This window comes from Antribacter gilvus, assembly GCF_003946865.1.
Classification (GTDB): domain Bacteria; phylum Actinomycetota; class Actinomycetes; order Actinomycetales; family Cellulomonadaceae; genus Antribacter; species Antribacter gilvus.
The window spans coordinates 335540-359244 of sequence record NZ_QXTH01000004.1 but is presented as its reverse complement, the minus strand read 5'-3'; the positions used below and the strand labels follow the sequence as shown (position 1 = coordinate 359244).

Here is a 23705-nt window from a genome sequence, read left to right as displayed (position 1 = left end):
CCACGTGACCGTGACCTTGCGCTTCGCCGCGCGTTCCGACGTCGGACTCGTCCGCTCCAACAACCAGGACTCGGCCTACGCCGGACCCAACCTCCTCGTCGTCGCGGACGGGATGGGCGGCCATGCCGGAGGCGACGTCGCCTCCGCGCTGACCGTGGCGGCGCTCGCCCCGCTCGACCGGCCCGACCACGGGCCCGAGCAGGCCCTGACGGACCTCGAGCAGACCGTCGACCAGGCACGCCAGGACCTCGTCCGGGCCACCGTCGCCAGCCCCGACCTCGCCGGGATGGGCACCACCGTCACGGCGCTCCTCCGCACCGGCAACACGCTCGCGATGGCCCACCTCGGCGACTCCCGGGCCTACCTGATGCGCGACGGCCTCCTGACGCAGGTCACCGTCGACCACACGTTCGTGCAGCATCTCGTCGACACGGGCCGCATCTCCCCGGACGAGGCCGAGCACCACCCGCAGCGCAACGTCGTCATGCGGGTGCTCGGCGACTTCGACCTCGACCTCACCCCGGACATGTCGGTCCGTGAGGCCCGCCCGGGTGACCGGTGGATGCTCTGCTCCGACGGCCTCTCCGGCTTCGTCCCGCTGGAGCAGATCACCGAGATCCTCACGTCCACACCCGAACCGTCGGACGCCGTCGAGCGGCTCGTGTCGCTCGCGATGCGGTCCGGCAGCACAGACAACATCACGGTGATCGTCGCCGACGTCGTCGACGACCCCGAGGGCGCTGTCGCCGCCGAGCCGGGCCGCACCCCCCTCGTCGTGGGCTCGGCATCCCTCGCGGGCGTCGGTCACGGCATGAGCATCGACCCGAACGGCGGCGGCGTGACGCCCGCGGGCGCCCCCGCGGCACCGGAGGGCACCGGCGCCGAGGCGGTAGGTGGTGGCGTGGCTGTCGCCGTCGCCGAGCAGGAGGACGCGAACGACCTCCAGCCCGCCGCTGACGGCGACCTGGCCGCCGAGCCCGAGGCGGACGACGACGACGCACGGCCCACTGCCAGGAAGCGTCCCTGGCTGACCGTGCTCGGAGTCCTGCTGCTGGTCGGCGGGCTGGCCGTGGCCGGCTGGGCGGGCTACCGGTGGACGCAGGGCCAGTACTACATCGGTGAGCACGACGGTCAGGTCGCGATCTTCCGGGGCATCCCGGCGACCGTCGGCCCGATCACCCTGTCCACGCCGATCGAGCTCACGGGCACCCAGGTCTCCGACCTGCCGGCCTTCATCGCCGACAGCGTCGACAAGACCATCCGCGCGTCGTCGCACGAGGACGCGCGGAGCCGGGTGGAGCAGCTCGTCGCGAGCGAGGAAGAGCCGGCGACCGAACCGTCCAGCAGCCCGACGCCGACGGGCACCGCGTCCCCCTCCGCATCACCCTCGCCGGCCGCGTCCGCCGGTACCCAGGGGCCGACGGGATGAGCGCCGTGACGACAGGCGCCGCCCCCGGCCTGCTGCAGACCGACGAGCGCCGCCCCGGGCGCGCCGCCGAGGCGACGCTGCTGGTCGTCGCCCTCGTGCTGTCCATGGGGGCGCTGGCCATGGTGGGGATCACCATGGTCGACGGGCTCCCGCCCGGGTTCTGGGCGTACAGCCTCGGACTCACCGGCCTCTCCCTCGGCGCGCACATCGTGCTGCGGTTCCGCGCGCCGTACGCGGACCAGGTGATCCTGCCCGCCGTCGTGCTGCTCAACGGGATCGGCCTCGCGACGATCCTGTCGCTGAAGCTGACCGGCTACAAGTCCATGGCGGACGCCGACCCCGCGCGTCACTTCATGTGGATGTGCCTGAGCATGGCCGTCGCCCTCGCTGTGCTGTGGATCATCAACGACCATCGCAACCTGCGGCGATACACGTACACGGCCATGATCGCGGGCATCGTCCTGGTGCTGCTGCCGCTGCTCCCGGATCCCATCGGCATCGAGATCCACGGCGCCCGGATCTGGATCAACCTGTTCGGCTTCTCGCTGCAGCCCGCCGAGTTCGCCAAGATCGCGTTCGCCGTGTTCTTCGCGGGCTACCTCGTGACCAACCGCGACACCCTCGCCCTGGCCGGCCGGAAGGTGCTCGGGCTTCAGCTTCCCCGCGCCCGTGACCTCGGGCCCATCCTGATCGTCTGGGCCGTGTCGCTCGCCGTGCTCGTGTTCCAGAAGGACCTCGGCACGTCGCTGCTGTTCTTCGGCCTCTTCGTCGGGATGCTCTACCTCGCCACCGAGCGCGGTGCCTGGGTGATCATCGGTCTGATCATGTTCGCCGGTGGCGCTGTCCTGGCGTGGTCGATCTTCGGCCACGTCCAGGCGCGGGTGGACATCTGGCTCACGCCGTTCGAGAAGGATATCTACGAACGCGACCCGGGCGGCTCGTACCAGGTGGTCCAGGGCCTGTTCGGCCTGGCGAACGGTGGCCTCTTCGGTGCCGGCTGGGGCGAGGGCATGCCGCGCCTCATCCCCTTCGCCTTCTCCGACTACATCTATGCGTCCCTCGGCGAGCAGGTCGGGCTCACCGGGCTGCTCGGGGTCCTGCTCGTCTATCTGCTGATCGTCGAGCGCGGTCTCCGCACGGCGCTGGGCGTGCGTGACGGGTTCGGCAAGCTCCTCGCCGGCGGTCTCGCGTTCGTCATGGCGCTCCAGCTGTTCGTGGTGGTGGGCGGCATCACCCGCGTCATCCCGCTGACCGGCCTGACCATGCCGTTCCTGGCCCAGGGCGGGTCGTCGTTCCTCGCCAACTGGATCGTCGTGGCCCTGCTGCTGCGGATGTCCGACGCCGCACGCCGTCCGTCCGCGCTGCCCATGCGCGGCCAGCTCGCCGGACCCGCCCCGGTGACCGTGGGACACCAGGACGGCACGGCGACCGGGGCGACCCCCGCGACCAGCGCGCTCCCCGTCTCCGGCGGGTCCGGCGGCGTCGTTCCGGTGTCCGGGTCCGGGACCGGCGCGCCGCCGCCCGTCGGCTCGGACGAGATGACCACAGTCATCCCGGCGCCGGGCACGTCCGGTGACGCCCCGAGCGGCGCGACCCCCACGACCGACGGTCCGGCGCGAGAGGCAGGTCCCTGGTGAACACGACGCTCCGCCGCATGTCCACGGTGGTCATGGCCATGTTCCTGGCCCTCATGGTGTCCACCACGTGGATCCAGTTCGTCCAGGCTGAGAGCCTCAGCGGCGACACCCGGAACACCCGCAAGATCTACGCCGACTACTGCAACCTCCGTGGCCCCATCGTCGTGGGCGGCGAGTCCATCGTGGTCTCCACCCCCGTCGACGACGTGTGCGCCTACCGGCGGGTGTACGGCGGCGGAGACCCTGCGATCGCGGAGCTCTACGCGCCCGTCACCGGCTTCTACTCGATCGTCAACGGATCCACGGGGATCGAGAACGCCGAGAACTCGTTCCTGTCCGGTCAGGCCGACTCCCTCTGGCTCGACCGTCTGCAGAACCTCATCACGGGCGAAGAGGTGCAGGGCTCGTCGGTCGAGCTCACGATCGACCCGGCCGTCCAGCGCGCAGCCTGGGACGCCCTCGGGGACCGGCGTGGTGCCGTCGTGGCGATCGAGCCGTCGACCGGCAAGATCCTGGCGATGGTCTCCAAGCCGTCCTTCGACCCGAACCCGCTGTCGATCTTCTCGAGCGCGGACGCGTCCGCGGCCTACACCGCCCTGCTGAACGCGCCGGTCGAGGGCAGCCCGTACGGACCGCTCATCAACCGGGCCACCCGGGCCACCTTCCCGCCCGGATCCACGTTCAAGCTGGTCACCGCCGCCGCGGCCCTCGAGACCGGGCGGTATACGGCCGACACGGAGATCGACGCGCCGCGCACGTACCAGCCGATGCCGAGCGTCGACTACCACATGCCCAACTTCGGCAACGCCGCGTGCTCGCCGACCGACCGGATGTCGCTCCTCGACGCCCTGCGCATCAGCTGCAACACCGCCTTCGGCAAGCTGGGCGTCGACCTCGGCGAGGACGCCCTCCGCGACCAGGCGGAGAGCTTCGGCTTCAACCAGCGCCTCGAGATCCCGCTGTCGACCGCCGAGAGCGTCGTCCAGGACTCCCTTCCCGACGCGGCGATCCTCGCCCAGTCGGCGATCGGACAGCGGGACGTGGTGGCGACTCCGCTGCAGGTCGCCATGATCGCCGCGGCGATCGCGAACGACGGCGAGCTCATGGAGCCCTACCTCGTCCAGGCAGTCCGGGACAGCGACACCGCGGTGATCCAGGAGGCGACCCCCCGCCGGCTCAAGACGTCGGTGTCGGGGTCCACGGCCGAGGCTCTCACCCAGATGATGCTCGCCGTGGTGAACGACGGCTCCGGCACGTCGGCCCAGATCCCGGGCGTGCAGGTCGCCGGGAAGACCGGCACCGCGCAGAACGGCCAGGGGGAGCCGACCACGCTGTGGTTCACCGCCTTCGCCCCGGCCGACGCGCCGCAGGTCGCCGTGGCGGTCGTGCTCGAGAAGGAGGGCCAGAGCACCGACGAGACCACCGGTGGCCGGCTGGCCTCCCCCGTCGCACGCGCGGTCATCGAGGCGGTGCTCGCACCATGAGGCCGGTCGAGGGTCTGCGGCTGGGCGAGCGCTACCGTCTCGTGCGGCGCCTGGCCATCGGTGGGATGGGCGAGGTGTGGGTGGCGGTGGACGACACTCTGCGCCGTGAGGTCGCCGTGAAGGTGCTCCGCGAGGAGTACACGGGCAACGAGGACTTCCTGCGACGCCTCCGGACCGAGGCCCGCAACAGCTCCGCGCTGGTGCACCGGAACATCGCCCAGATGTACGACTACGGCGAGGAGCGCGGTGCCGGCTACCTCGTGATGGAGCTGGTCCTCGGCGAGCCGCTGGCCGACCTGCTCGAGCGCGAGCCGGTCCTGGCCCCGGCCCGGCTGCTCCCGATCCTGTCGCAGACGGCCCGCGGGCTGCACGCCGCACACCTGGCGCACGTGGTGCACCGGGATGTGAAGCCGGGCAACATCCTGCTCGAGCACTCCGGCACCGTGAAGATCACCGACTTCGGCGTCTCCGTGGCCAAGAACCAGGTGCCGATGACCGCCACAGGCATGGTGATGGGCACCGCCCAGTACCTCTCGCCCGAGCAGGCGGTGGGGCAGCAGGCCACCGGCGCCTCCGACATCTACGCCCTCGGCGTCGTGGCCTACGAGGCAACCGCCGGACGTCGTCCCTTCACCGGGCGCACCCCGGTCGACATCGCGATCGCGCACGTCAACTCGCCCGTGCCGCCGCTCCCGTCGTCCGTGCACCCCGGCCTGTCCGAGCTGATCATCCGCATGCTCGAGAAGGACCCTGCGCACCGCTTCCCGTCCGCCGAGGAGCTGGCGCGGATCCTGGACGCGCTCGCCGCGGAGATCGCCGCCGACCCGTTCGGCACCGCGCGCTTCACGTCGCGACGCGCCCGGCGCGAGGCCGCCCCCGTGGTCGTCGCCTCGCCGCAGCCCGCGCCACCAGGACCGGCCGCTCCCCCGGCGCGCGTCCCGCAGGAGCGCCCGCCGCACGCGGCCCCGGCCCACGCGGCGCGCGCCAGCCATCACGCACCCACCTTCGCCCCGCGACGCCCCCCGGTGCACGACGACGGAGCGTACCCGGGTGCACCGGGCTCGGACTTCGACCTGTCCGAGACCAGCACGGGATACGTTCCGAGCGCGCTGGCGGCGACGAGCCCCCCGCGGGCGTACCCCTCGCGCCGCGACGTGCGCGCGACCACCCGCTCCGACATCGGGCGGGTCGACGCGACAGGGCCGGGACCCGCCGGCCGGAATCGATCGTCCTCGACCGGGGGCTCCCGGCCCGGCCGGCGACCGGCGTCGTCCGAGATCGGACGCCGACTCGGCGCGCTCGGCCTCTCCTGGCCGCTCGTGGCCCTCGTGGGGCTCCTTGTCGTGGTCCTTGTCGCCACCCTGATCGCCAACGGCGCCAAGGACGACACCTCCGACGACCGTGGTCTCGAAGCTTCCGTGGCTTCCTCTCGAACATTCGCTGAAATGCTGGCGTCCAGAACGGCCTCCGACGTCGCCGTCTCTGGGATGATGCTCCCTAACGAGCCGCGAGACGTCGATCTTGTGGCCACGACACCGAAGGACGTCTGAGTGGTGGACAACACGCCCCGGGTACTCGCCGGCCGATACGAGGTCGGCGAGCTCATCGGTCGTGGCGGCATGGCCGAGGTGCATATCGGTCATGACACACGGCTCGGCCGGACGGTCGCGATCAAGGTCCTGCGATCGGACCTCGCCCGCGACCCCTCCTTCCTTGCCCGGTTCCGGCGGGAGGCTCAGGCCGCCGCGTCGCTCAACCACCCGGCGATCGTCGCGGTGTACGACACCGGCGAGGACATCCACACCGACTCGCAGGGCGGGGAGGTCCACGTCCCGTTCATCGTCATGGAGTACATCGAGGGCCACACGGTCCGCGACATCCTCCATGACGGTGCGGCTGTGCCGATCGAGGAGGCCGTCGAGATCACCGTCGGCGTGCTCACCGCGCTCGAGTACTCCCACCACGCCGGGATCGTCCACCGCGACATCAAGCCCGCGAACGTCATGATCACCCCCACGGGCGCGGTCAAGGTGATGGACTTCGGCATCGCCCGGGCCGTCGCCGACTCCGCGGCCACCATGACCCAGACCCACGCCGTGATCGGGACCGCCCAGTACCTGTCTCCCGAGCAGGCCCGCGGCGAGCAGGTCGACACCCGCTCCGACCTGTACTCCACCGGCTGCCTGCTCTTCGAGCTGCTCACCGGTCGCCCGCCGTTCCAGGGCGACTCGCCCGTCGCCGTCGCCTACCAGCACGTGGGCCAGGCGCCGCAGCGCCCGTCGGAGATCGCCACCGACGTCCCCGACGTGCTCGACCGGATCACTCTCCTGGCTCTCACGAAGGACCGCGAGCAGCGCTACTCCACCGCCGCGGAGTTCCGCAGCGACCTCGAGGCAGCGATGCGCGGCGGGCACGTCGCCGCGCCGATGCTCGGCGCAGGTGCGGCCGGCGCGGCCGGCGCAGCAACGACGGTCATGATGGGCCCGGCTTCCGGCCAGTTCCCGCCGTACGGCGGCGCTTCGGCCACGCAGGTCATGGCCCCCATGGGGCAGGGCGCGCCGACGGCCTGGGGCGCCCCCGTGGGCCCGACGACGCCGGGGGCGGGCTTCCCCGGACCCGGCGGCCCGGGCGCGCGTGAGCCTCAGCGCCAGGAGACGGACAACAAGAAGACGCTCCTGTGGACGCTGATCGCGGTCGCGGCGACGGCGCTGGTGGCGATCCTCATCTTCACGCTCCTCAACCCGGAAGGCGGGGACACCGCGGAGGTCCCCACGGTCGCCGCCGGGCTCAGCGTGGAGGACGCGCAGGAGATCATCGAGCGCGCGGAGTTCACGTTCGCCTCCGAGGTGGACCCCGAGGCCTCCGGAGAGGTCGGCCTCACGACCGGCGAGACCAACCCGGAAGCCGGCGAGACCGCCGAGGTCGGGAGCACCATCATCGTCTACACCGTCGGGCAGCCGGGCGAGCAGACCATCCCTGACCTCGAGGGCCAGTCCCAGGACCAGGCGCGGGCCGCGCTGGAGGCGCTCGGGTTCACCGTCGCCGGCACGGTCACTCCCGAGAACCACGCGACCATCGCGAAGGACCTGGTCACCCGCACGGAACCTGGGAAGGGGCAGACCGTCTCGACGGACACGCCGGTGCAGCTCTTCGTCTCGTCGGGCCAGGTCACCCTCCCCGACCTGGTCGGAAGGTCTCAGGCCGAGGCGGAGACGGAGCTTTCCAACCTCAACCTGAACATCCGCGTCGAGAAGGAGGAGAGCGACGAGGAGCCCGGGACGGTGATCCGGCAGGAGCCCGTGGCCGGCAACGTCGCCCAGCGGTCCTCCGTGACGATCTTCGTGGCGGAGGCACGTCAGGTGGAGACCACGAACGTGCCGAACGTGGTCGGCATGAATGCGGCCCAGGCTCAGGAGACGCTCAACCAGAACGCCCTGAACCCGGTTGTGAGGTTCGAGCCGAGCGACGAGCCGCTCAACAACGTCATCCGGCAGGAACCCGAGGCGGGCAGCGAGGTCAACGAAGGATCTGACGTCATCATCGTCGTCTCGCTCGGCCCGGAGGACGAGCCCGAGCCGTCGCCCACCCCGAGCGGAAGTGGCGGCGGGGGCGGAGGCGGAGGGAACATCCTTCCGTAGCCCCCCACCCGAGAACGACGAAGGCGGGCGCCCATCGGGCGCCCGCCTTCGTCGTTCTCCAGGCGTGTCGCGCGGGCACTGCCGCCGCCCGCTCGACGACGTCAGTCCGTATGGACCAGCGGGGCCATGCCGGCCGACCGCTCGACCGCCCCGGCAAGGCCGCACAGCTCGAGCCAGTTGGCGAGGAGACGGTGCCCGCCCTCGGTCAGCACGGACTCCGGGTGGAACTGGACACCGTGCAGAGGCAGCTCACGGTGCTGCAGCCCCATGACGACGCCGCTCTCGGTGGTGCAGGTGACGGCGAGCTCGTCCGGGATCGAGTCGGGCGTCGCGGCGAGCGAGTGGTAACGCGTCGCGGTGAACGGCGAACCGAGACCGGCCAGCACGCCCGCGCCGTCGTGCTCCACGAGGCTCGTCTTGCCGTGCATGAGCTCTGGGGCGTGCGTGACCTTCGCACCGTAGACCTCGGCGAGGGCCTGGTGCCCGAGGCAGACACCGAGCATCGGGGTGCGCGACCTGGCGCACGCCCGGATCACGTCCTCGCTGCTTCCTGCCTCGTGGGGTGTGCCGGGACCCGGCGAGACCAGGACCCCGTCGAACGGTGTTCCGTCGGCGTCGCGGAAGCGACCGTCGGCGTCCGGCTCGGGCACGGCGTCGTTGCGCACCACGACGGTGCTCGCGCCGAGCTGGTCCAGGTAGCCGACGATCGTGTAGACGAACGAGTCGTAGTTGTCCACGACGAGGATCCGGGTCATCGACCTCACCTTCCGTCAGCAGTGTCCCGCCGAGGATACTCGGTGCCCCGCCGACACGAGCAACCTGCTCACGCCGCGGCCGCGCCCACCGTCGTCTCGTTGAACGGCATGTACTCCGCGAGCCACGGGAACAGCCACTCGAAGCAGGCTGCGACCGCCAGGGCTGCGAGGAGCAGCGCCAGGATCGCCCGCAGCCACACCGGTCCGGGCAGCAGTCGCCAGATCAGGCCGTACATCAGAGTCCTCCGTCGGCGAACGAGATCCCGGCGTCGAGCAGCTCCTGCGGCGTGCCCTCGCTCACCGGCGCCCAGTAGTCCAGCTCCCCGTGCACGATGTAGCGCTCCTTGGCGGAGTACATCGGGTGGCACGAGGTCAGTGTGATGAAGCGCTGCGTCAGCTCTGGCAGCGGGTCGCCCGCCTTCAGACCGGGAACCGGAGCCACCACCTCGGTCTGCCAGGGCGTGACGATCTTCGACTCCGTCACGCGGTAGACGTACCAGGTGTCTTCCGTGCGCACCACCACCGGGTCTCCCGCCTGGAGGTCGGCGATCAGGTGGAACGGCTTGCCGTAGGTGGTGCGGTGCGCAGCGGTGGAGAAGTTGCCCAGGTCGCCCGGCATCGCGGTGTCCGGGTAGTGGCCGATCCCGATCGTGTCGAGGACCGATTCCTTCTCCACGCCCTCAGCGATCGGCTTGACGTAGTCCGCTCCCCAGCGGGGGACGTACAGCTGGCCGAAGACCTCGCCCTCTGTGGGCGGGGCGGCGACAGGTGGTGCTTCCGGTGCGCGGTGCTGCGTGGCCACGGCCGGGCCGGCCGGCTCCGCCGGCGGGGGAGTCCAGTCGAGCCCCGCGATGATCTCCGCCTGGGCCCGGTCGCCCTCGACGTCGGTCCACCAGAGCTGCCAGACCACGAACAGGCCGAGGATCACGCCGGCCGTGACGAGGAGCTCGCCCACCACGCCGACCGCGGAGGCCACGACCCCGCCCGAGTCGCCCGACTGCCGTCGGGCACGGGGAGGCGGCGCATAGTGCCTCGCCACGGGCGAGGGCTCCCACCACTGGTTGGCGCTCGGGCGCGTGTCCGGCGCGTGGGTCACGAGAAGACGTCCGTTCCGTCGGGAACCTGTGCATGACGGAGGCCGCTGCCCGCGGAGTAGGCGGGGAGCTCGACTGCGTCGTGACGCTGGACCGCCCAGCCGAGGTTCATCAGGCTCACGTAGTCGCGGTAGGTCTGCACGCCCTCCGACCGGTCGAGCGCCGCCTCGAGCTGGTCCGGGTCGCCCACCACCGTCACGACATAGGGCGGCGAGAACACCTTGCCGTGCAGCAGCAGGATGTTTCCCGAGCATCGGAAGGCTGACGTCGCGGTGACCCGCTCGCCCTGCAGCGTCATCGCCTCGGCGCCGCCGGCCCAGAGCGCGTTGATCACGTCCTGCAGGTCCTGCTGGTGAACCACCAGGTCGTCAGCAGTGGCGCCCGAGATCGACCAGGACGACGGCGGGGCGTCGTCGAGCGACACCGTGAGCCCGGGCCCTGTGACCGGCAGTGTTCCGGCGGCGACGCCCTGGCGCGCGGCGAGGGCGGGATCCGTCCGGGGCACGTCAGCGGCCACCTGCCGGTCGAGCGCCCGGACCTCTGCGTCGAGGTCCTCCGCCCTCGAGGCCAGCTCGGTGACACGGCGCGCCTCGGCGTCGGCCAGCGTGGCGAGGTCCTGGGCGTCGCGGCCGCCCGAGGTGTCTGCCAGCTGGGCGCTGGCGGCGAAGAGAAGGCCCGCCGCAGCCAGGACTGCGCCCACGGTCATGGAGGAACGCAGCTGCACACGCAGCGGCGGGCTTTGCGGCCCTGTGCCCGATCCGGCCATCACCAGGCCCCCTTCGTCACGCTTCCTGGGTGGTTTCCCGCTGCCCTGGTCGCCTGCCGGCAAAACCCGAGTGCTCGTTGACGCATCCTGTGTCACTCATGCGTCATGGTGACCACTACGCTAGTCCACGAAAGCCGTCGTCGGCCGACCATCTGGGGCCGGCCGTCACCTCCAGGACAGGAGCCCGCCTCGTGCCCGAGTCGAAGTCCCGCAAGAAGAAGACCGCGCCGGACGCGGACAAGCCTGCTGCCGCATCGCAGCCGCAGGTGAGCCCACCCTGGCTCGCTCCGGTCATGCTGGGTCTCATGATCCTCGGCCTTGCCTGGGTGGTGACGTTCTACCTCACCAGCTCGGGTCTCGGCCTGCCGATCCCGCAGATCGGCCGCTGGAACCTCGCCGTGGGCTTCGGTCTGATCGTGGCCGGCTTCGCCCTCACGACCCGCTGGCGCTAATTTTCCACAGGCGTGGCGTGGTAGGTCGAAGATACCCACAGCTGTGGGTAAAGCTGGGGAAAAGAGACCTTCGCCCTGTCGGGGTCCTGAGGACGGCACCGTAGCCGGCACCTACAGGACCCCGACCGAGGCGTACTTCCAGGTCGAGGCGACCACGAGGACCACCATGCCGACCACCGGCACGAGCCAGGCCGCGGCCGCGCGCATCGAGCGGGGCGCATAGGCGAAGGCTGCGGCCACGACGGCACCTGTGACGAGCCCACCGAGGTGGGCCTGCCAGGCGATGCCCGGCACCCTGAAGCCGATCACGAGGTTCACCGCGAGCAGCACCAGGATCTGTCCGCCGCTCCGGCCGAGCCGGTTCAGCACCGGCAGCATCGCGCCGAAGAGACCGAACACCATGCCGGACGCCCCCACCACCGCGGGCCCCCACACATACATGCCCGAGGCCGTGAGCTCCGGCCCGGGGGACAGCACGAGAACTCCCACGGACCCGCCGACCGCTGCGAGCACGCAGAGCACGACGAAGCGCGCGCGGCCGAGGATCGGTTCGAGGAACGAGCCGGTGATCCACAGGGCGTACATGTTGAACAGGATGTGCAACGGCATGGGGGTGGCGTGCAGGAACGCGGCGGTGAAGAACCTCCAGGGCTCCCCGTCGATCCCCGCTCCCGGCCAGAACTGCCACAGGGTGGTCCACTGCCCGCCGGTCACCAGCTGGAGGAGCCAGCTCACGGCGCAGATCGCGACGATGGAGATCGTCACCATGGGCCGGCCCGTCGTCGCCGCACCGCCGAGCGCGGTACGCACCCGCGGCGCGGCCCGGGCGGCGTCCCGGACGCAGTCGACGCACTGGACTCCGACTGCGGCAGGGCGCTGGCACTCCGGGCAGGTGGGGCGGCCGCAACGCTGGCACCGCACGTACGACACCCGGTCCGGGTGCCGCGGGCAGACCGGTGGTCCGGCCGCGCCGGGGTCGGCGGGGCCCGGGCCTGCAGGCCCGCCGCCATGCTCCGCGCTGATGCTCAGTCCTCGATGGTGACCGACGTGATGGCGATGTCCTCGACCGGGCGGTCACCCGGACGGGTACGCGCCTGGTCGATCGCGTCCACGACGGCCCGCGACGCGTCGTCGGCCACGCGACCGAAAATCGAGTGCTTGCCGTTCAGCCACGGGGTGACGGTAGTGGTGATGAAGAACTGCGACCCGTTGGTGCCCTCGGTCTCGCCGGTGACAGGGTTGCGGCGCTTGCCCGAGTTCGCCATGGCGAGGAGGTACTTCTGGTCGAAGGAGAGTTCCGGGTGGATCTCGTCCTCGAACGTGTAGCCGGGTCCGCCGGTACCGGTCCCGAGGGGGCAGCCGCCCTGGATCATGAAGTCCTGGATCACGCGGTGGAAGATCAGCCCGTCGTAGAACGGGTCCTTGCGCTCCTCACCGGTGCGCGGGTCCGTCCAGACCTTGGTGCCGGTCGCGAGCCCGACGAAGTTCGCCACGGTCTTGGGCGCGTGGTTCGGCAGGAGCTCGATGCGGATGTCACCAGAGGTGGTGTGCAGGGTTGCGAACATGGCTCAATCCTCCCATGCCGAGGCACCCGTTCGCTGGCAGTACGCCAGGCGCGGACCGGACTCCGGCGCGGACTTCCCTCGCTTCGTCCGCGCACCGGTGGCAGAGTGGGGACACGAGGGAAACGTACTGTTCATCCGACCCAGGACCGGCGTCCCGGAGGTATTTCCATGACGCGCAAGAAGCTGACCGACCACGTCGACACCAGCAAGTTCGAGCAGATCGATGCGGAGAAGCTGAAGGAGTCCGCGGCAGCCGCAGCCGCGGTCCTGGCTGACGCAGGTTCTCGCGCAGCTGTGCAGGCCGGCATCCTTGCCGGCCAGGCGAAGGAGAGGGCCACACAGGCCAAGGGGTGGGCTGAGCCGAAGGTGTCGGAGCTCGCCGCGTGGCTGACCCCGCGCGCCGAGAAGGTCTGGCAGGACGGAGTGCAGGCTGCCGCCCCGCGCGTCGAGAAGGCGGCGGTGAAAGCCGCCCCCGTCATCGACAGCGCGCACGACAAGCTGGTCGACGAGATCCTGCCCAAGATGGTCGCGGCGTTCAACGCCGCGGCGGCCCAGGCGGCCGAGTCGTCCCAAGCCCGTCTGGCGGGCGGCACGACGGCGGCTGCGGTGTCCGCGCAGTCCCTCGCCGACGCTGTGGCCGCCTCGGCGGACAAGGCCTCGGGAAGGAAGCGCGGCTGGCTGTGGGCGCTGTTCGGCCTCGGCGCTGCGGCGGTGGGATACGTGTTCTGGAGGCGGGCCCAGCCGCAGAACGACCCATGGGCAGAGCCGTGGGAGCAGGCCACCAAGCCGGACTACACGGGTGCGGCTCGTGATGCCAAGCACGTCGTGGCCCAGGCGGCCGAGACGGTCGGCGAAGCGGCGGGCACCGCCGTCGCAAAGGGTCGCGAGGCCGCCGACAAGGCCGCACACGCTGCCGAGGACCTGAGCACCAAGGCAGCTCAGGCCGCCGAGGCGGCGCGCACCCGTGCGGCCGAGGCTGCGGGCAAGGCCTCGGAGGCAGCCAAGGCGGCCGCGGCCAAGGCCACGACCAGGGCTCGCACCGCGTCCCGGAAGGGCGATGACGTCTTGGCGTCGGGTGCCCCGATCCCGGAGCCGGCGAGCGCGGCCCCGGCGCCCAGCCCCGCGTCGACCACCGCGACGTCGACCACCACGACGGCGGCGACCACGGACGCGCCCTCACCCAAGCAGTCCGGAGTCGCGGCTGCCGAGGCCGCTCCGGCGACCAAGGCTTCCGACTCCGCGGCCGCGAAGGCCCGGGAGATCGCGGAGGCCGCAGCCCGCGCTGCTGAGAAGGAGCAGGGGTCGGCGCCCAAGGACCAAGCCTGACGACTGGCCCGCGGACAAGGAGAGCCCTCGACCGGGAAGCCGGTCGGGGGCTCTTCTCTGCCTAGGTGCTCTTCCACCGAATGACGAATCCCACCGAGAGCCGATTGGATCGGCCCTGGTGGGACGTGGTGGGGCCAAGGGGACTCGAACCCCTGACCCCCTGCTTGCAAACGTGTCCGGACTGCCGGATCAGACCTCGCTCCACGGGAAGCCGTGCGTACGCGTGCACGCTTGTGCCGCCACGGTCGCGGTCGTCGTCAGGCACTTCGTCAGGCGGGGCCGAACGCGCGGCGAGCCGCGCCCTGAGCCAGTAAGGAAACTCCTCACGAGCCTGCAAGGATGACGGGCATGGAAGGCATCGCAGTTATGGGCATGGCCATGCTGATCGTCCCCGGTGCGGTCGTTGGCCTCATCGTCATGCTCGTCTGGGCCGGCCTTCACGCCAGCGAGGGTTTTGAGAAGCGCGAAGACCGCTCCGACGACTAGCCGAGGCCCGCGGTTCCGCCTGGCTATGCGTCGAAGTCGTAGGGCAGGACGTAGGCCGACGAGTCCATCGTCATGACGTTGACCTCGACCGGCTCGCCGTCAGCGGTGACCGCTGTTCGGGTGACGATGAACACGGGTGTGGCAGCCGCAGTGCGCAGGCGCTCAGCCTTCGTCGGCATCCGCGACACGATGTCCTCGCGGAAGTGCGCCGGGGCGTGACCAATCTCGGACACGCGCGCGAAGACGCCGCCCGAGCCGGTGTCGGTGTCGAGGATCCGAGTACCGGCCACGAGCTGCGCGGGAACGGGGAAGGCGACGATGACGCGTAGTCAGGCAGCTCGTCAGGCAGCGGCCTTTGGAATGACGAATCCCACCGAGAGCCGATTGGATCGGCCCTGGTGGGACGTGGTGGAGCCAAGGGGACTCGAACCCCTAACCCCCTGCTGGTGGAGCGGGTTTCGACGCTCGCTCACAAGGCTGTCTTGAGTGGGCCGGGATTGCCCTGATACTGGTGCAGAAACGGCTATATTCCGCCGTTTCTGCGCTGCTCGGGTTCAGCCTGACACGGTTGGTATCCGTAGGCAAGCGTTGTCGCCGGTGGTCGCTGGAACCGTGTCACAGTGCGTGTCACGGGCTGTAATCGTGTCAGGAACCGTGTCACAGCTCGAACCGCAATGCGGCTCGAAAGGGTTCGTCCCGCTCCGCCGAGCAGAAAGGCTTCGGTTGAAATCCTTCGCCCGCTTGCGTGGACGGGGTCGGATCGGCGGAATCTCAACGATTCCAGCATGTCGAGTCTAGCGCAGAGCCGGTGGCCATGAGAGGTCAGTGGCGGTTGACAGCGGTGCTCGGATGCGGGCGAAACCGAGGCAGGAACGGGGAGAGCGCGGCGCAAGCGAGGCACAGCCACCGTCCACAAACGGCCGACCTCCTTCCCCCTCTGATCATCCTCGACCGGTGAGCACGCGGCGGCGCCACATCGGTCGGCCGGTTGTGGGGCTTGGTCTGCGTCGGGGTGCTCTGGGTACTGGTGGGCCTGGGCTGGTCGACGGTGAAGACCCCCCTCGGGCGCATCATCCGTCGCACCAGCCCCGGCTGAGCGCGGATGCGATGACGACGTTCGTGGCCACCGCTCCGCGAACGAGCCAGCGGACCACAACCCCGGACGCCGACCTCGACCACGCCGTCCAGGTCTTGCGGCTGCTCGCCGACCGCACCCGCCTGGCGATCCTCGCCATGCTCGACGGCACCGAGATGTCCGTGACGGCCATCGCCGAGACCCTCGACCGCCCGACCGCGGCCGTCTCGCAGCACCTTGCCAAGCTGCGCGCCGGCCATCTGGTCACCGCCCGCCGAGATGGCACCACCATCTACTACGGGGCAGCCCGACGCACACGTCGCCGCCCTCGTCACTGGCGTCCTGCAGCACACAGAGCACATGCTCTACAGGGTCCCACCGCACCACCGCTGAGCGACAACCAGTTGTCAAGCCCCGGGTTTGACACGTTGCCGTCAGTATCGGCTTGTGCCCATTCGCGGTGACCTGCTGTGCGTAGCTGCTTACGCAGAGTGCCATTCGCTGGATCATGCGATATCGCGGCCATGCTGAGCGCCGTGTAGGTCGTCGGGCGTGGCTCGATCTTGACCGGCATCGCGGCGCCTGCTCCGCACTTGGATGATGCCAGCGGCGATGTCGACCACGACGAACGCCGCAAGTGTGTATCCGACCAGCGGTAGGAACAACCCAACCGCGATGGTTCCTACCCCGATGGCGACGACGCCCCACCATGGTGCGCCGCGCAACACGCCCCCGGCCGGGGGCGGTCCCCCGAGCCTCCGCGGCTGGCGGGTAGGCCGCCGCTTCCACCACATGAGGTAGCCGAGCACGACCATCGACCCGATACCGAGGGCGAGGACGAAAAGCACCAGTTGGTTGGCCAGGCCGAACAGCAGCCCCATGTGCAGGTCGATGCCCCAGGTGGTGAGCTTGGCTGCCAGCGGGAAGTCCGCGACGTCGGTCCTGTCGACCACCTGCATGGTGGTTCCGTCGACGGCGACCGTGTCGCCCTCGGTCGGCACGCTGCTCTTGTTCTCCTGCACGACCCATGCGGTACCGGCTTCGGCCGGCGGCCTGATCTCTACCTCTCCGGTGTTCACGTTGACCCGCTGAGCGACGGCAAGCACGGCGTCGAAGGTCGCCGGGTTGGCCGCGCCCGTGTGATCCGGGCCCGCGCTCCCGTGACCGGCGTGCTCGTCGCCCGCGCCCGAGGCGGCGTCGGCCAGGCTGGTGTTCACCGCAGGGGTGAGCAGGCCGAGGCCGGCCCGCAGCTCGCCGACGTTGGCGCCCCCGTGCTGGGACCAGGTGATCCCGGTCGCGGAGAGGAACAACGCGCCCAGCACGACGACGGCGCCGATCGTGGTGTGCCAGGACAGCACGCGCCGGTAGACGGTGCGCCGCCGCTTCGGACGGGTGGCGCCGGCCTGACGCCGAGCGGCGCGCAGCCGATTGATCCACAGCACGAGCCCCACCGTGACGACGATGCCGAGCCAGGAGGCCGCGAGCTCGCTGTACAGCCGCCCGGGGTCACCGAGGTGCAGGCTGCGATGCAGGTCGGAGACCCACGCCCGGAACGGTAGCGATCCGCTGGACCCGTAGGTGACCAGGTCGCCCCGGACCTCGCCGGTGCCAGGATCGACGAAGATCGCCCGGGACTCGCTGGGCTCCAGGCCGTCCTGCGCGAACATGATCCGGGTGGTGTCACCCGGCTCGGGCGCGGGCCGCACTGCGGTCAGGACGGCGTCCACCCCCACGCTTTCCTGGGCGATCTCGACCTGCTCACCGAGAGTCAGCGACGTATCGCTGACCGGTGCGTGCAGCTCGTGGTCGTACACCACCTGTTCGAGCGCGGGAGTCAGCGCGTACAGGGCGCCACTGGTCGCGGCGACCAGGATGAACGGCCCCACGAGGATCCCGGCGTAGAAATGCAGCCGTCGCAGCAGCGGGCCGAACCACGGGCGGCGGCCCGTCCTCGGCTGTGAGGAGTCCGTCGCGATCGGCGCGTCAGGGGTGTCGGTGGCGAGGGTCTCGGTCATTGGGGTGCGCACTTTCGGGGAAGTAGGGGTCGGCGCCATCGAGACCGGTGGTGTCGTTCAGCCCTTCACGAGCTCTGCGAACACGATGACGTTGTCCAGGTGGCGCCCCGCGTCCTTGTCGTAGGTGCCGCCGCACGTGATGACCCGCAGTTCCGGACCGTCCGTCGCGCCGTAGACGTCGATGCGCGGGAAGTCGTCCTTGGGACTGCTCTTGACCTCGGTCACCTCGAAGGTCGCGGTGCTGCCGTCGGCCCGGTCGACCTCGATCCGGTCACCCTTCCTGGTGTCACCCAGCTCGAAGAAGACCGAGGGCGCGTAACCGGCACCGGTCACGTGTCCCTCGAGAACCGCAGGACCCACCTCGCCAGGGGTCGGCGACCCGTCGTACCACGCGACCTGGTTGTAGAGCTCGCCGCTGGGGACCTGCAGCTTGCCCTCCCCGTCCAGGCCGAGCCCGTGGACCGGAGAGTCGACGCCGATGGCCGGGATCCGCACTGCCGTGGGCTCCGCAGCGGACATGGGCGCCACGTCGGACGGCGACGGTGCGGACTCGGGCGTCGAAGGCGACGGCTGAGCGGTCGCCGGCCCCGAGGCGGTGCCGGACGCAGAAGTCTCGGGCCCGGTCGTGCTGGTGGCCGCGGACGGCGTCGGCGGAGGGCCCACCTGCTGGGTCGCTGCCCAGGTCACGATGCCGCCACCGACGACGAGCAGCGCAGCGCACGCCACCAGCACCGGTGTTCTGCGTCGGCGGTGTGCGCTGCGCTGCTCGGTTGTCATCTGCGTCAGATGGTGGCGCGGCGGCGGGCTGCGACCAGGCCGAAGGCGCCGAGCGCCAGGGCCAGGGTGCCGAAGCCGAGGGCTGCCGGGTACTCGATACCCGACGTGGAGGAACCACCGGTCTCGACGCCACCGTGCGGCATGCTCATCTGAGCAGCGTTCAGCTCACCACAGGCGGCCGGGTCGGTCGCTTCGGACGGCAGGGCCGGGTCGAGGTCCGACTTCGTGTCGCCGTCGTAGGTGCCGGAACCGTCGTGGTCGACGCCGTGGACGACGACCACACCGTCCCCGTTGGCGATCTGCTGCGCGACCTCCTCGGAGACCTCGATGGTCCGCGAGTAGGAGTAGCTGACCTCGGCGGGGAAGTTGTCGACGTCGAGAGCAGCGTCGGCGCCGGTCTTGCCCGGCTCCTTCGTCAGCGACACCGCGACGGCACCGTACTGGTCGGCGGCGTCGCTGACCTGCAGGGCGCCTTCGAAGCCGCTGCCCTCCTGGTCGTTGGCCGGGCACACGTTCTGCCCGCCGATGTGGATGTGCTGGGCGTGCGGGGCACCGTCGAGCAACCCCTGGGCCTCCAGGCTGATCTCGACGCTGGTGCCGTCGACCTTGGCCCACGCGGTGCCCGAGGCACCGGAGTCGTTGAGCTGGCTGAGCTCAGCGGTGAGCTCACCGCCGTGGTCGTCAGCGGTGGCGGGCCCGGCCGCCAGGGGCAGACCGACGAGAGCCACCGTGGCGGCGCAGAGTGCGAGTCGTGACGTGCGCATAACAGATCCTCCTTGGTACTGGCGGCGAGCTGCCGCCTGAGTAGGACATCGGGGGTTCGGAGCCGTGGACGATCCGGATGGGTCCGCGCCGGCAGTCGATCCCGGCGCAGAAGCCGTCCTCCGGTTACGCCAGGGGCGACCCGGGTGAGGCAGTAGCGGTCTGCCGCTGGGGCCACAGCGCGATAGCCAGTCCGATCAGAACGCTCAGGATGTGCAGCACGTTGTCCGCCGCGTTGATGTTGAGAAAGTTGATGTCGGGGTTGTTCACGGCGATCAAGCCGTAGGCGAAGGTCGCCCCGTACCCGACGACGAGCAGCCAGCCGAACACCCGTGCCCGGCCCGGGACGGACCACATGACGAGTCCGAGGAGCCCGATCAGGAGGTGCACGACGTTGTGCAACGGGTTGACCGCGAACCCGAGCAGCGTCTGGTCATGGTCGTGCTCCGCGAAACCGCCGAACCCGGTCACCAGGAACCCCGCCGCGCCGACCAGGAGGTAGACGGCACCGATCGTCAGGGCGAGCCACTGATGCGGTGCCCGGGTGCGCGTCGAGGACGTGGACTGTGCCATGGCATTTCTCCGTTCTGCGTTGTGACCAACACGCGCTGGCCGCAACGGGTGGTTGCGGCAACGCTCATGTAGGTCGTTCGGAGCCACGGCACAACCGGATGGGTCGTGATCTCGGACAGTTCGGGCACTGGCAGGTCAGCGACCGGGCCGGCTCTGCAGGGGCGGGAGCGTCCGGTGCGACAGTGCCCGCACGGACGGCAGTCTTCGTCCGTGGCGCAAGAGCGTGCGGATCTCGGCCAGGCGACGGCGCATCCCCCACCAGGTGACGAGTAGGAGCGACTCGGAGACGATCGATCCGTTCATCTTCGACTCGCCGTGGACCCGTTCGACGAAGGTGATGGGCACCTCGACGACGCGGAGCTCACGCTCGAGCGCACGCCAGAGCAGGTCGATCTGGAAGCAGTAGCCCTGGGAGGCCACGTGCTCGAGGTCGACGCGTCGTAGGGCCTCCGCGCTGAAGACGCGGTAGCCGCCCGTCGCGTCGCGCACGTCGATGCCGAGCGCGAGGCGTGCGTACCGGTTCCCCGCCCGGCTGAGCAGTTGTCGCCGCCTGGACCAGTTGACCACGCTTCCGCCGGGAACCCAGCGCGAACCGAGCACCAGATCGTGGTCGGCGAGCTGCTCCAGCAGCAGCGGCAGCTGTTCGGGCAGGTGGGACCCGTCGGCGTCCATCTCGACCAGCGCGTGGTAGCCCCGTTCCAGCCCCCAGGCGAAGCCGGACAGGTAGGCGCCGCCCAGCCCGTTCTTCTCCGCGCGATGCAGCACGTTCACCTCGGGGTGCTGGGCCGAGAGCCGGTCGGCGAGCTGTCCTGTGCCATCGGGTGACGCGTCGTCGACCACGAGGAGGTCCACGTCGTCGGTCGCCGCCAGGACACGGTCGACCATCGGCTCGAGGTTCTCCACCTCGTTGAAGGTCGGGATGATGACCAAGGTCTTGTGCATGCTGATCCTTTCCTCGCAGCCGTCTCAGTCGCTCAGCGTCGCGAAGACGACGAGGTTGTCGACGTAATGACCGCTGGACGCGTCGAACGCGCCGGTACAGGTGACCAGGCGCAGGTCGGGTGTGGGGACGTTGCTGTACACGTCAGCGGTCGGAAAAGCGGTCTTCGCCGAACGCACGGCGCCCGTGACCTCGAACGTGAGCCGTGCGCCGTCGGTCATGGTGAGCACCACGTCGTCGCCGGGGCCGAGCTCGTCGAGTCGCACGAAGACGCCGGGCGCCGTCCTGGAGTCGACGTGGCCCGCGATGATGGCGGGACCGACCTCGCCCGGGACGACGCCGTTCGCGTACCAGCCCGCGAGGTCGTAGTCGGCCGGTGCGTCGAGGCGCCCGCCCGCGCCTAGGCCGAGCGTCTCGAACCCGGACTCCACGTCGATGGACGGAATCTGAAGGGTCTCCGGTGCCGCAGTCGTGGTACCGGCGTCCGGATCCGGCTCGGACGGGTCCTGCAGCGTGCCCGCGTCGAACACGTCCCCTGCGGTGGTCGACGACGAGCCCCTCGATGCCTCCGACCCGGTTTGCGTCGAACTGGTGATCGCGCAGCCACTGACCAGCAGCAGACACAGGAACGTTGCGGTCCAGGCGCCCGCACGCTTCGTGCGGTACGACCGCTCTGGCGCGGTGCCGCCCGTCACGACGCCGCTCCCGGCAGTACGGCACACCCGCGGAGGCTGTCGTCGGTCAGCATGGCGGCCGCTAGCATCACCCACGCCTGCCCGTAGTACGTGGGGTACGCGCGAGCCAGCGCCCCCGCCCGGTCAAGGTCCTCCGCGCCCGAGTTCTCGTCGCCCGCAGCGGCCCCAGCCGCTGCCCGTGCGGCGAAGCTGAGCGCTGACCGGTCCTCGCTCAGGGCACCGCCGCCCAGGTCGAGCCGAGCAGCAAGATCGTCGGTGCGGTCGAGCGTGGCAAAGGTCCTGGCTGCGAGTTCGACGTCGGCCGGGTCGCAGGACTCGGCGTAGCGCAGCGCGAGCCGGGGAGCGTCGAACCCGTATTGCACCGGATCGCCTTGGCCGAGCGGGCCGGGCGTGGCCTCGACGAGGCCGTCGGAGTGAATCTGGGCCCAGTCCGGCGGTAGAGCCGCCGAGTCGAGTAGCGCTCGGGTGGCCTGGGCACTGCCGTCTCGGAGCTCAGTCCAGCGTTCGTCCTCGGTTGCTTCCGCGAGCAGCGCGAAGGCGGCGGGCGAGGCATAGCTCGGGTTGTAGGCGTAGGGGTCCTGCTCTTTCGCCCACAGTCCAGGAAGGAGGATGCGACCGAGCGAGGTCTCGACGGTCAGCTGGTCGATGATGACGGCCGCGAGGCCCAACCCGTCCTCACGAAGGTCGGGCCGGTCGAACCGGTCTCCCGCGAGCACCAGCGCACGGGCGGCGTCGAGATCCGCGTCCGAGGCGGGCTCGTCGTCAACAACCCGGCCCTCGTCCCATCTCCACGCCAGGAGCCCGTCATCGCGTACGAGTTCCGCCGCGGTCCAGTCCCAGATCTCGTCGAAGGACTTCTCGTCGTCGGCGGTCACTGCGGCGAGCAGGCCGTAGGCCTGCCCTTCGCTCACGGTGTCGCCGCCCTCGTCGCGGCGGACCACGCGACCGTCGTCCACCCACTCGTCGAGGAACGCGGCGGCCTGCGCCGGCGCCTCCAGCTCGACCGGGCCGGCGTCGCCCGACGGGAGCATCGAGGCCACCGGGGCGGACGACGGGTCTCGTTCGGCAGGTCCCTCACCGAGGCCAGTCAGGCCGACGGCGAGCGCTGCCGCGCCGCTGGTCACGACCACCGCACCCGTCGCGACCCCGAGGAGCGTCGCGCGGCGCATCAGGCGATTGTCCAGCCCAGCGGCCCCCAGGCGGGCGCCGCCGCCTCGGTCGAGCCGAGGAAACCACCGCCTGTGTCCACGCCACCCTGGGGGACCTCGCCGACCGACGAGCTGTCGAGCACCGGGCGGATGGTGAGCCCGCCGTCGGCCGTGTCGAGGACGAACAGGGTGGTGACGCTGCCAGGCTTGACGGAGATGTCGGCGGTGTCGCGCGCACCTTGGCCGTCGAGGCGGAGCGACCAGTCGCCGGCCTCGATCTCGGCGTAGCGCGTCGCGGAGCCGGTCTGCGCGTCCTGGACGATCGCCTGCCCGGTGGACGTGGTGACGTCGACCTCCGGCGTGGTCGTGGAGGCCTGGATAAGACGGATCCGGGCCTTGTCGGCCTTCGGCTCGGTCAGGTCGTCGGCGAACGCCCGGACCTGTAGGTCCTCGCTCGGTCCATAGGCCGCGACAGTCGTCGCGGCCTCGGGGCCGATGCGCACGGTCTGCGAGATGACGGGCACGGTCGAGCTGGCTGCACCGGCGGGCACCATGCTCACTGTGTAGCTGCCGGAGGGCAGCGACTCGTAGGAGGAGACGTCGCCGTAGCTGACGCCCTCCAGCTCGAACATGGTCGCGCCCCCGCTGAGCGCGGAGACGCTGACGTCGACCGACTTCGTGTCCGGCGAGAGGTGCCCGAGCCTCAACCACCCGGTGCCCTCCTGTTGCACGGTGGCAGGTGCGGCCGGCTCGATCGCGGCGACTGGCGAGATAGGTGCGAGGGCGGCTACGGCCGCCAGGGCTGTCGCGGTGGCCCCCAGGCGGGAGAGGCGTGAACGGTTCATCGTGTGCTCCTTTCGGTGGTACTGCATGACGTGTCCTTGCGGTGGGAAGAGCGCAGGAAGGTGCGGCCGGCCGAGGTGCCGAAGGTCACGGCAGCACCTCCTGGAGGGAGACCGGGTAGCGCAGCACGAGGCTGTCGCCGTCGACGCGGGCCTCCGCTGGGGCGTAGGTGCCCCCGAGGGAAGCGACGAGACGGCGGCTGTCCGCGCTGAGCTCGCCGTCGACGACCACGGGCCGGTCACCGA

24 protein-coding genes are annotated in these 23705 nt (G+C 70.6%); 9 read left to right on the top strand and 15 right to left on the bottom strand.

Annotation, left to right across the window (positions count from 1 at the left end):
• Window positions 1–4: 4 nt before the first annotated feature.
• From D1350_RS09325 to pknB, 5 genes are read left to right on the top strand one after another with little or no spacing between them, the layout of a single operon-like run.
• Window positions 5–1429 carry a PP2C family protein-serine/threonine phosphatase gene (locus D1350_RS09325; protein ID WP_125775702.1) on the top strand — a complete coding sequence of 475 codons (1425 nt, stop codon included), beginning with the start codon at window positions 5–7 and terminating at the stop codon, window positions 1427–1429.
• The gene (locus D1350_RS09320) at window positions 1426–3066 is read left to right on the top strand and encodes an FtsW/RodA/SpoVE family cell cycle protein (RefSeq protein ID WP_125775701.1); all 1641 of its coding nucleotides are present in this window, start codon (window positions 1426–1428) and stop codon (window positions 3064–3066) included. The genes D1350_RS09325 and D1350_RS09320 overlap by 4 nt, the downstream gene beginning before the upstream one ends.
• A complete protein-coding gene (locus D1350_RS09315) occupies window positions 3063–4550 on the top strand; it encodes a peptidoglycan D,D-transpeptidase FtsI family protein (RefSeq protein ID WP_125775700.1) in 1488 nt (495 codons plus the stop codon). The genes D1350_RS09320 and D1350_RS09315 overlap by 4 nt, the downstream gene beginning before the upstream one ends.
• A complete protein-coding gene (locus D1350_RS09310) occupies window positions 4547–6100 on the top strand; it encodes a serine/threonine-protein kinase (protein WP_125775699.1) in 1554 nt (517 codons plus the stop codon). The genes D1350_RS09315 and D1350_RS09310 overlap by 4 nt, the downstream gene beginning before the upstream one ends.
• Window positions 6101–8188 carry a Stk1 family PASTA domain-containing Ser/Thr kinase gene (gene pknB, locus D1350_RS09305; protein WP_125775698.1) on the top strand — a complete coding sequence of 696 codons (2088 nt, stop codon included), beginning with the start codon at window positions 6101–6103 and terminating at the stop codon, window positions 8186–8188.
• A 101-nt stretch (window positions 8189–8289) separates the two neighbouring features.
• On the opposite strand, the gene D1350_RS09300 is transcribed toward pknB, so the two are convergent.
• The 4 genes from D1350_RS09300 to D1350_RS09290 form a co-directional block, all read right to left on the bottom strand.
• Window positions 8290–8943, bottom strand: coding sequence for an aminodeoxychorismate/anthranilate synthase component II (locus tag D1350_RS09300; RefSeq protein ID WP_125775697.1), 654 nt, complete (start codon window positions 8941–8943; stop codon window positions 8290–8292).
• A gap of 68 nt (window positions 8944–9011) precedes the next feature.
• On the bottom strand, window positions 9012–9179 hold the full coding sequence (locus D1350_RS23660) for a hypothetical protein (RefSeq protein WP_164545100.1): 168 nt from the start codon (window positions 9177–9179) through the stop codon (window positions 9012–9014).
• Window positions 9179–10039: a class E sortase gene (locus tag D1350_RS09295; protein ID WP_240643992.1), complete on the bottom strand. Its 861-nt coding sequence runs from the start codon at window positions 10037–10039 to the stop codon at window positions 9179–9181. The genes D1350_RS23660 and D1350_RS09295 overlap by 1 nt, the downstream gene beginning before the upstream one ends.
• On the bottom strand, window positions 10036–10743 hold the full coding sequence (locus D1350_RS09290; RefSeq protein WP_240643991.1) for a DUF881 domain-containing protein: 708 nt from the start codon (window positions 10741–10743) through the stop codon (window positions 10036–10038). The genes D1350_RS09295 and D1350_RS09290 overlap by 4 nt, the downstream gene beginning before the upstream one ends.
• Before the next feature lie 251 nt (window positions 10744–10994).
• On the opposite strand from D1350_RS09290, the gene D1350_RS09285 reads away from it, so the two are divergent.
• Window positions 10995–11255 (top strand): cell division protein CrgA, encoded by a 261-nt coding sequence (locus tag D1350_RS09285; protein ID WP_164545099.1) that lies wholly within the window; start codon window positions 10995–10997, stop codon window positions 11253–11255.
• A 111-nt stretch (window positions 11256–11366) separates the two neighbouring features.
• On the opposite strand, the gene D1350_RS09280 is transcribed toward D1350_RS09285, so the two are convergent.
• Together D1350_RS09280 and D1350_RS09275 are read right to left on the bottom strand one after the other, a co-directional pair.
• Entirely contained in the window at window positions 11367–12023 is a 657-nt protein-coding gene (locus tag D1350_RS09280) for a rhomboid family intramembrane serine protease (protein WP_338068155.1), read from the bottom strand.
• Between the two features lie 257 nt (window positions 12024–12280).
• Window positions 12281–12820 carry a peptidylprolyl isomerase gene (locus tag D1350_RS09275; RefSeq protein ID WP_125775694.1) on the bottom strand — a complete coding sequence of 180 codons (540 nt, stop codon included), beginning with the start codon at window positions 12818–12820 and terminating at the stop codon, window positions 12281–12283.
• A 168-nt stretch (window positions 12821–12988) separates the two neighbouring features.
• Here D1350_RS09275 and D1350_RS09270 point away from each other — a divergent pair, with 168 nt between their 5' ends.
• Window positions 12989–14146, top strand: a complete 1158-nt coding sequence (locus D1350_RS09270) for a hypothetical protein (RefSeq protein ID WP_125775693.1) — start codon at window positions 12989–12991, stop codon at window positions 14144–14146.
• Window positions 14147–14494: 348 nt separating this feature from the next.
• On the top strand, window positions 14495–14632 hold the full coding sequence (locus D1350_RS23655; protein ID WP_164545098.1) for a hypothetical protein: 138 nt from the start codon (window positions 14495–14497) through the stop codon (window positions 14630–14632).
• Window positions 14633–14655: 23 nt separating this feature from the next.
• On the opposite strand, the gene D1350_RS09265 is transcribed toward D1350_RS23655, so the two are convergent.
• Window positions 14656–14922: a UTRA domain-containing protein gene (locus tag D1350_RS09265; RefSeq protein WP_240643989.1), complete on the bottom strand. Its 267-nt coding sequence runs from the start codon at window positions 14920–14922 to the stop codon at window positions 14656–14658.
• Between the two features lie 817 nt (window positions 14923–15739).
• Between D1350_RS09265 and D1350_RS09260 the strand changes: the two genes are divergently transcribed.
• Window positions 15740–16171 (top strand): ArsR/SmtB family transcription factor, encoded by a 432-nt coding sequence (locus D1350_RS09260; RefSeq protein ID WP_240643988.1) that lies wholly within the window; start codon window positions 15740–15742, stop codon window positions 16169–16171.
• Between the two features lie 42 nt (window positions 16172–16213).
• Here D1350_RS09260 and D1350_RS09255 read toward each other — a convergent pair whose 3' ends face one another.
• From D1350_RS09255 to D1350_RS09220, 8 genes are all read right to left on the bottom strand, one after another.
• The gene (locus tag D1350_RS09255) at window positions 16214–17722 is read right to left on the bottom strand and encodes a PepSY-associated TM helix domain-containing protein (protein WP_125775691.1); all 1509 of its coding nucleotides are present in this window, start codon (window positions 17720–17722) and stop codon (window positions 16214–16216) included.
• A gap of 57 nt (window positions 17723–17779) precedes the next feature.
• Window positions 17780–18499, bottom strand: a complete 720-nt coding sequence (locus D1350_RS09250; protein ID WP_125775690.1) for a class F sortase — start codon at window positions 18497–18499, stop codon at window positions 17780–17782.
• 5 nt (window positions 18500–18504) lie between these two features.
• Window positions 18505–19263 carry a CHRD domain-containing protein gene (locus D1350_RS09245; protein WP_125775689.1) on the bottom strand — a complete coding sequence of 253 codons (759 nt, stop codon included), beginning with the start codon at window positions 19261–19263 and terminating at the stop codon, window positions 18505–18507.
• Window positions 19264–19387: 124 nt separating this feature from the next.
• On the bottom strand, window positions 19388–19834 hold the full coding sequence (locus D1350_RS09240; RefSeq protein ID WP_125775688.1) for a DUF4383 domain-containing protein: 447 nt from the start codon (window positions 19832–19834) through the stop codon (window positions 19388–19390).
• 135 nt (window positions 19835–19969) lie between these two features.
• The gene (locus D1350_RS09235; protein WP_125775687.1) at window positions 19970–20776 is read right to left on the bottom strand and encodes a polyprenol monophosphomannose synthase; all 807 of its coding nucleotides are present in this window, start codon (window positions 20774–20776) and stop codon (window positions 19970–19972) included.
• A gap of 24 nt (window positions 20777–20800) precedes the next feature.
• Complete coding sequence (locus D1350_RS09230) at window positions 20801–21304, bottom strand: sortase domain-containing protein (RefSeq protein ID WP_164545097.1); 504 nt, start codon at window positions 21302–21304, stop codon at window positions 20801–20803.
• A gap of 161 nt (window positions 21305–21465) precedes the next feature.
• The gene (locus D1350_RS09225; protein ID WP_206074474.1) at window positions 21466–22638 is read right to left on the bottom strand and encodes a glycosyl hydrolase family 8; all 1173 of its coding nucleotides are present in this window, start codon (window positions 22636–22638) and stop codon (window positions 21466–21468) included.
• Entirely contained in the window at window positions 22638–23462 is an 825-nt protein-coding gene (locus tag D1350_RS09220; protein ID WP_164545096.1) for a DUF4397 domain-containing protein, read from the bottom strand. The genes D1350_RS09225 and D1350_RS09220 overlap by 1 nt, the downstream gene beginning before the upstream one ends.
• Between the last annotated feature and the right edge of the window lie 243 nt (window positions 23463–23705).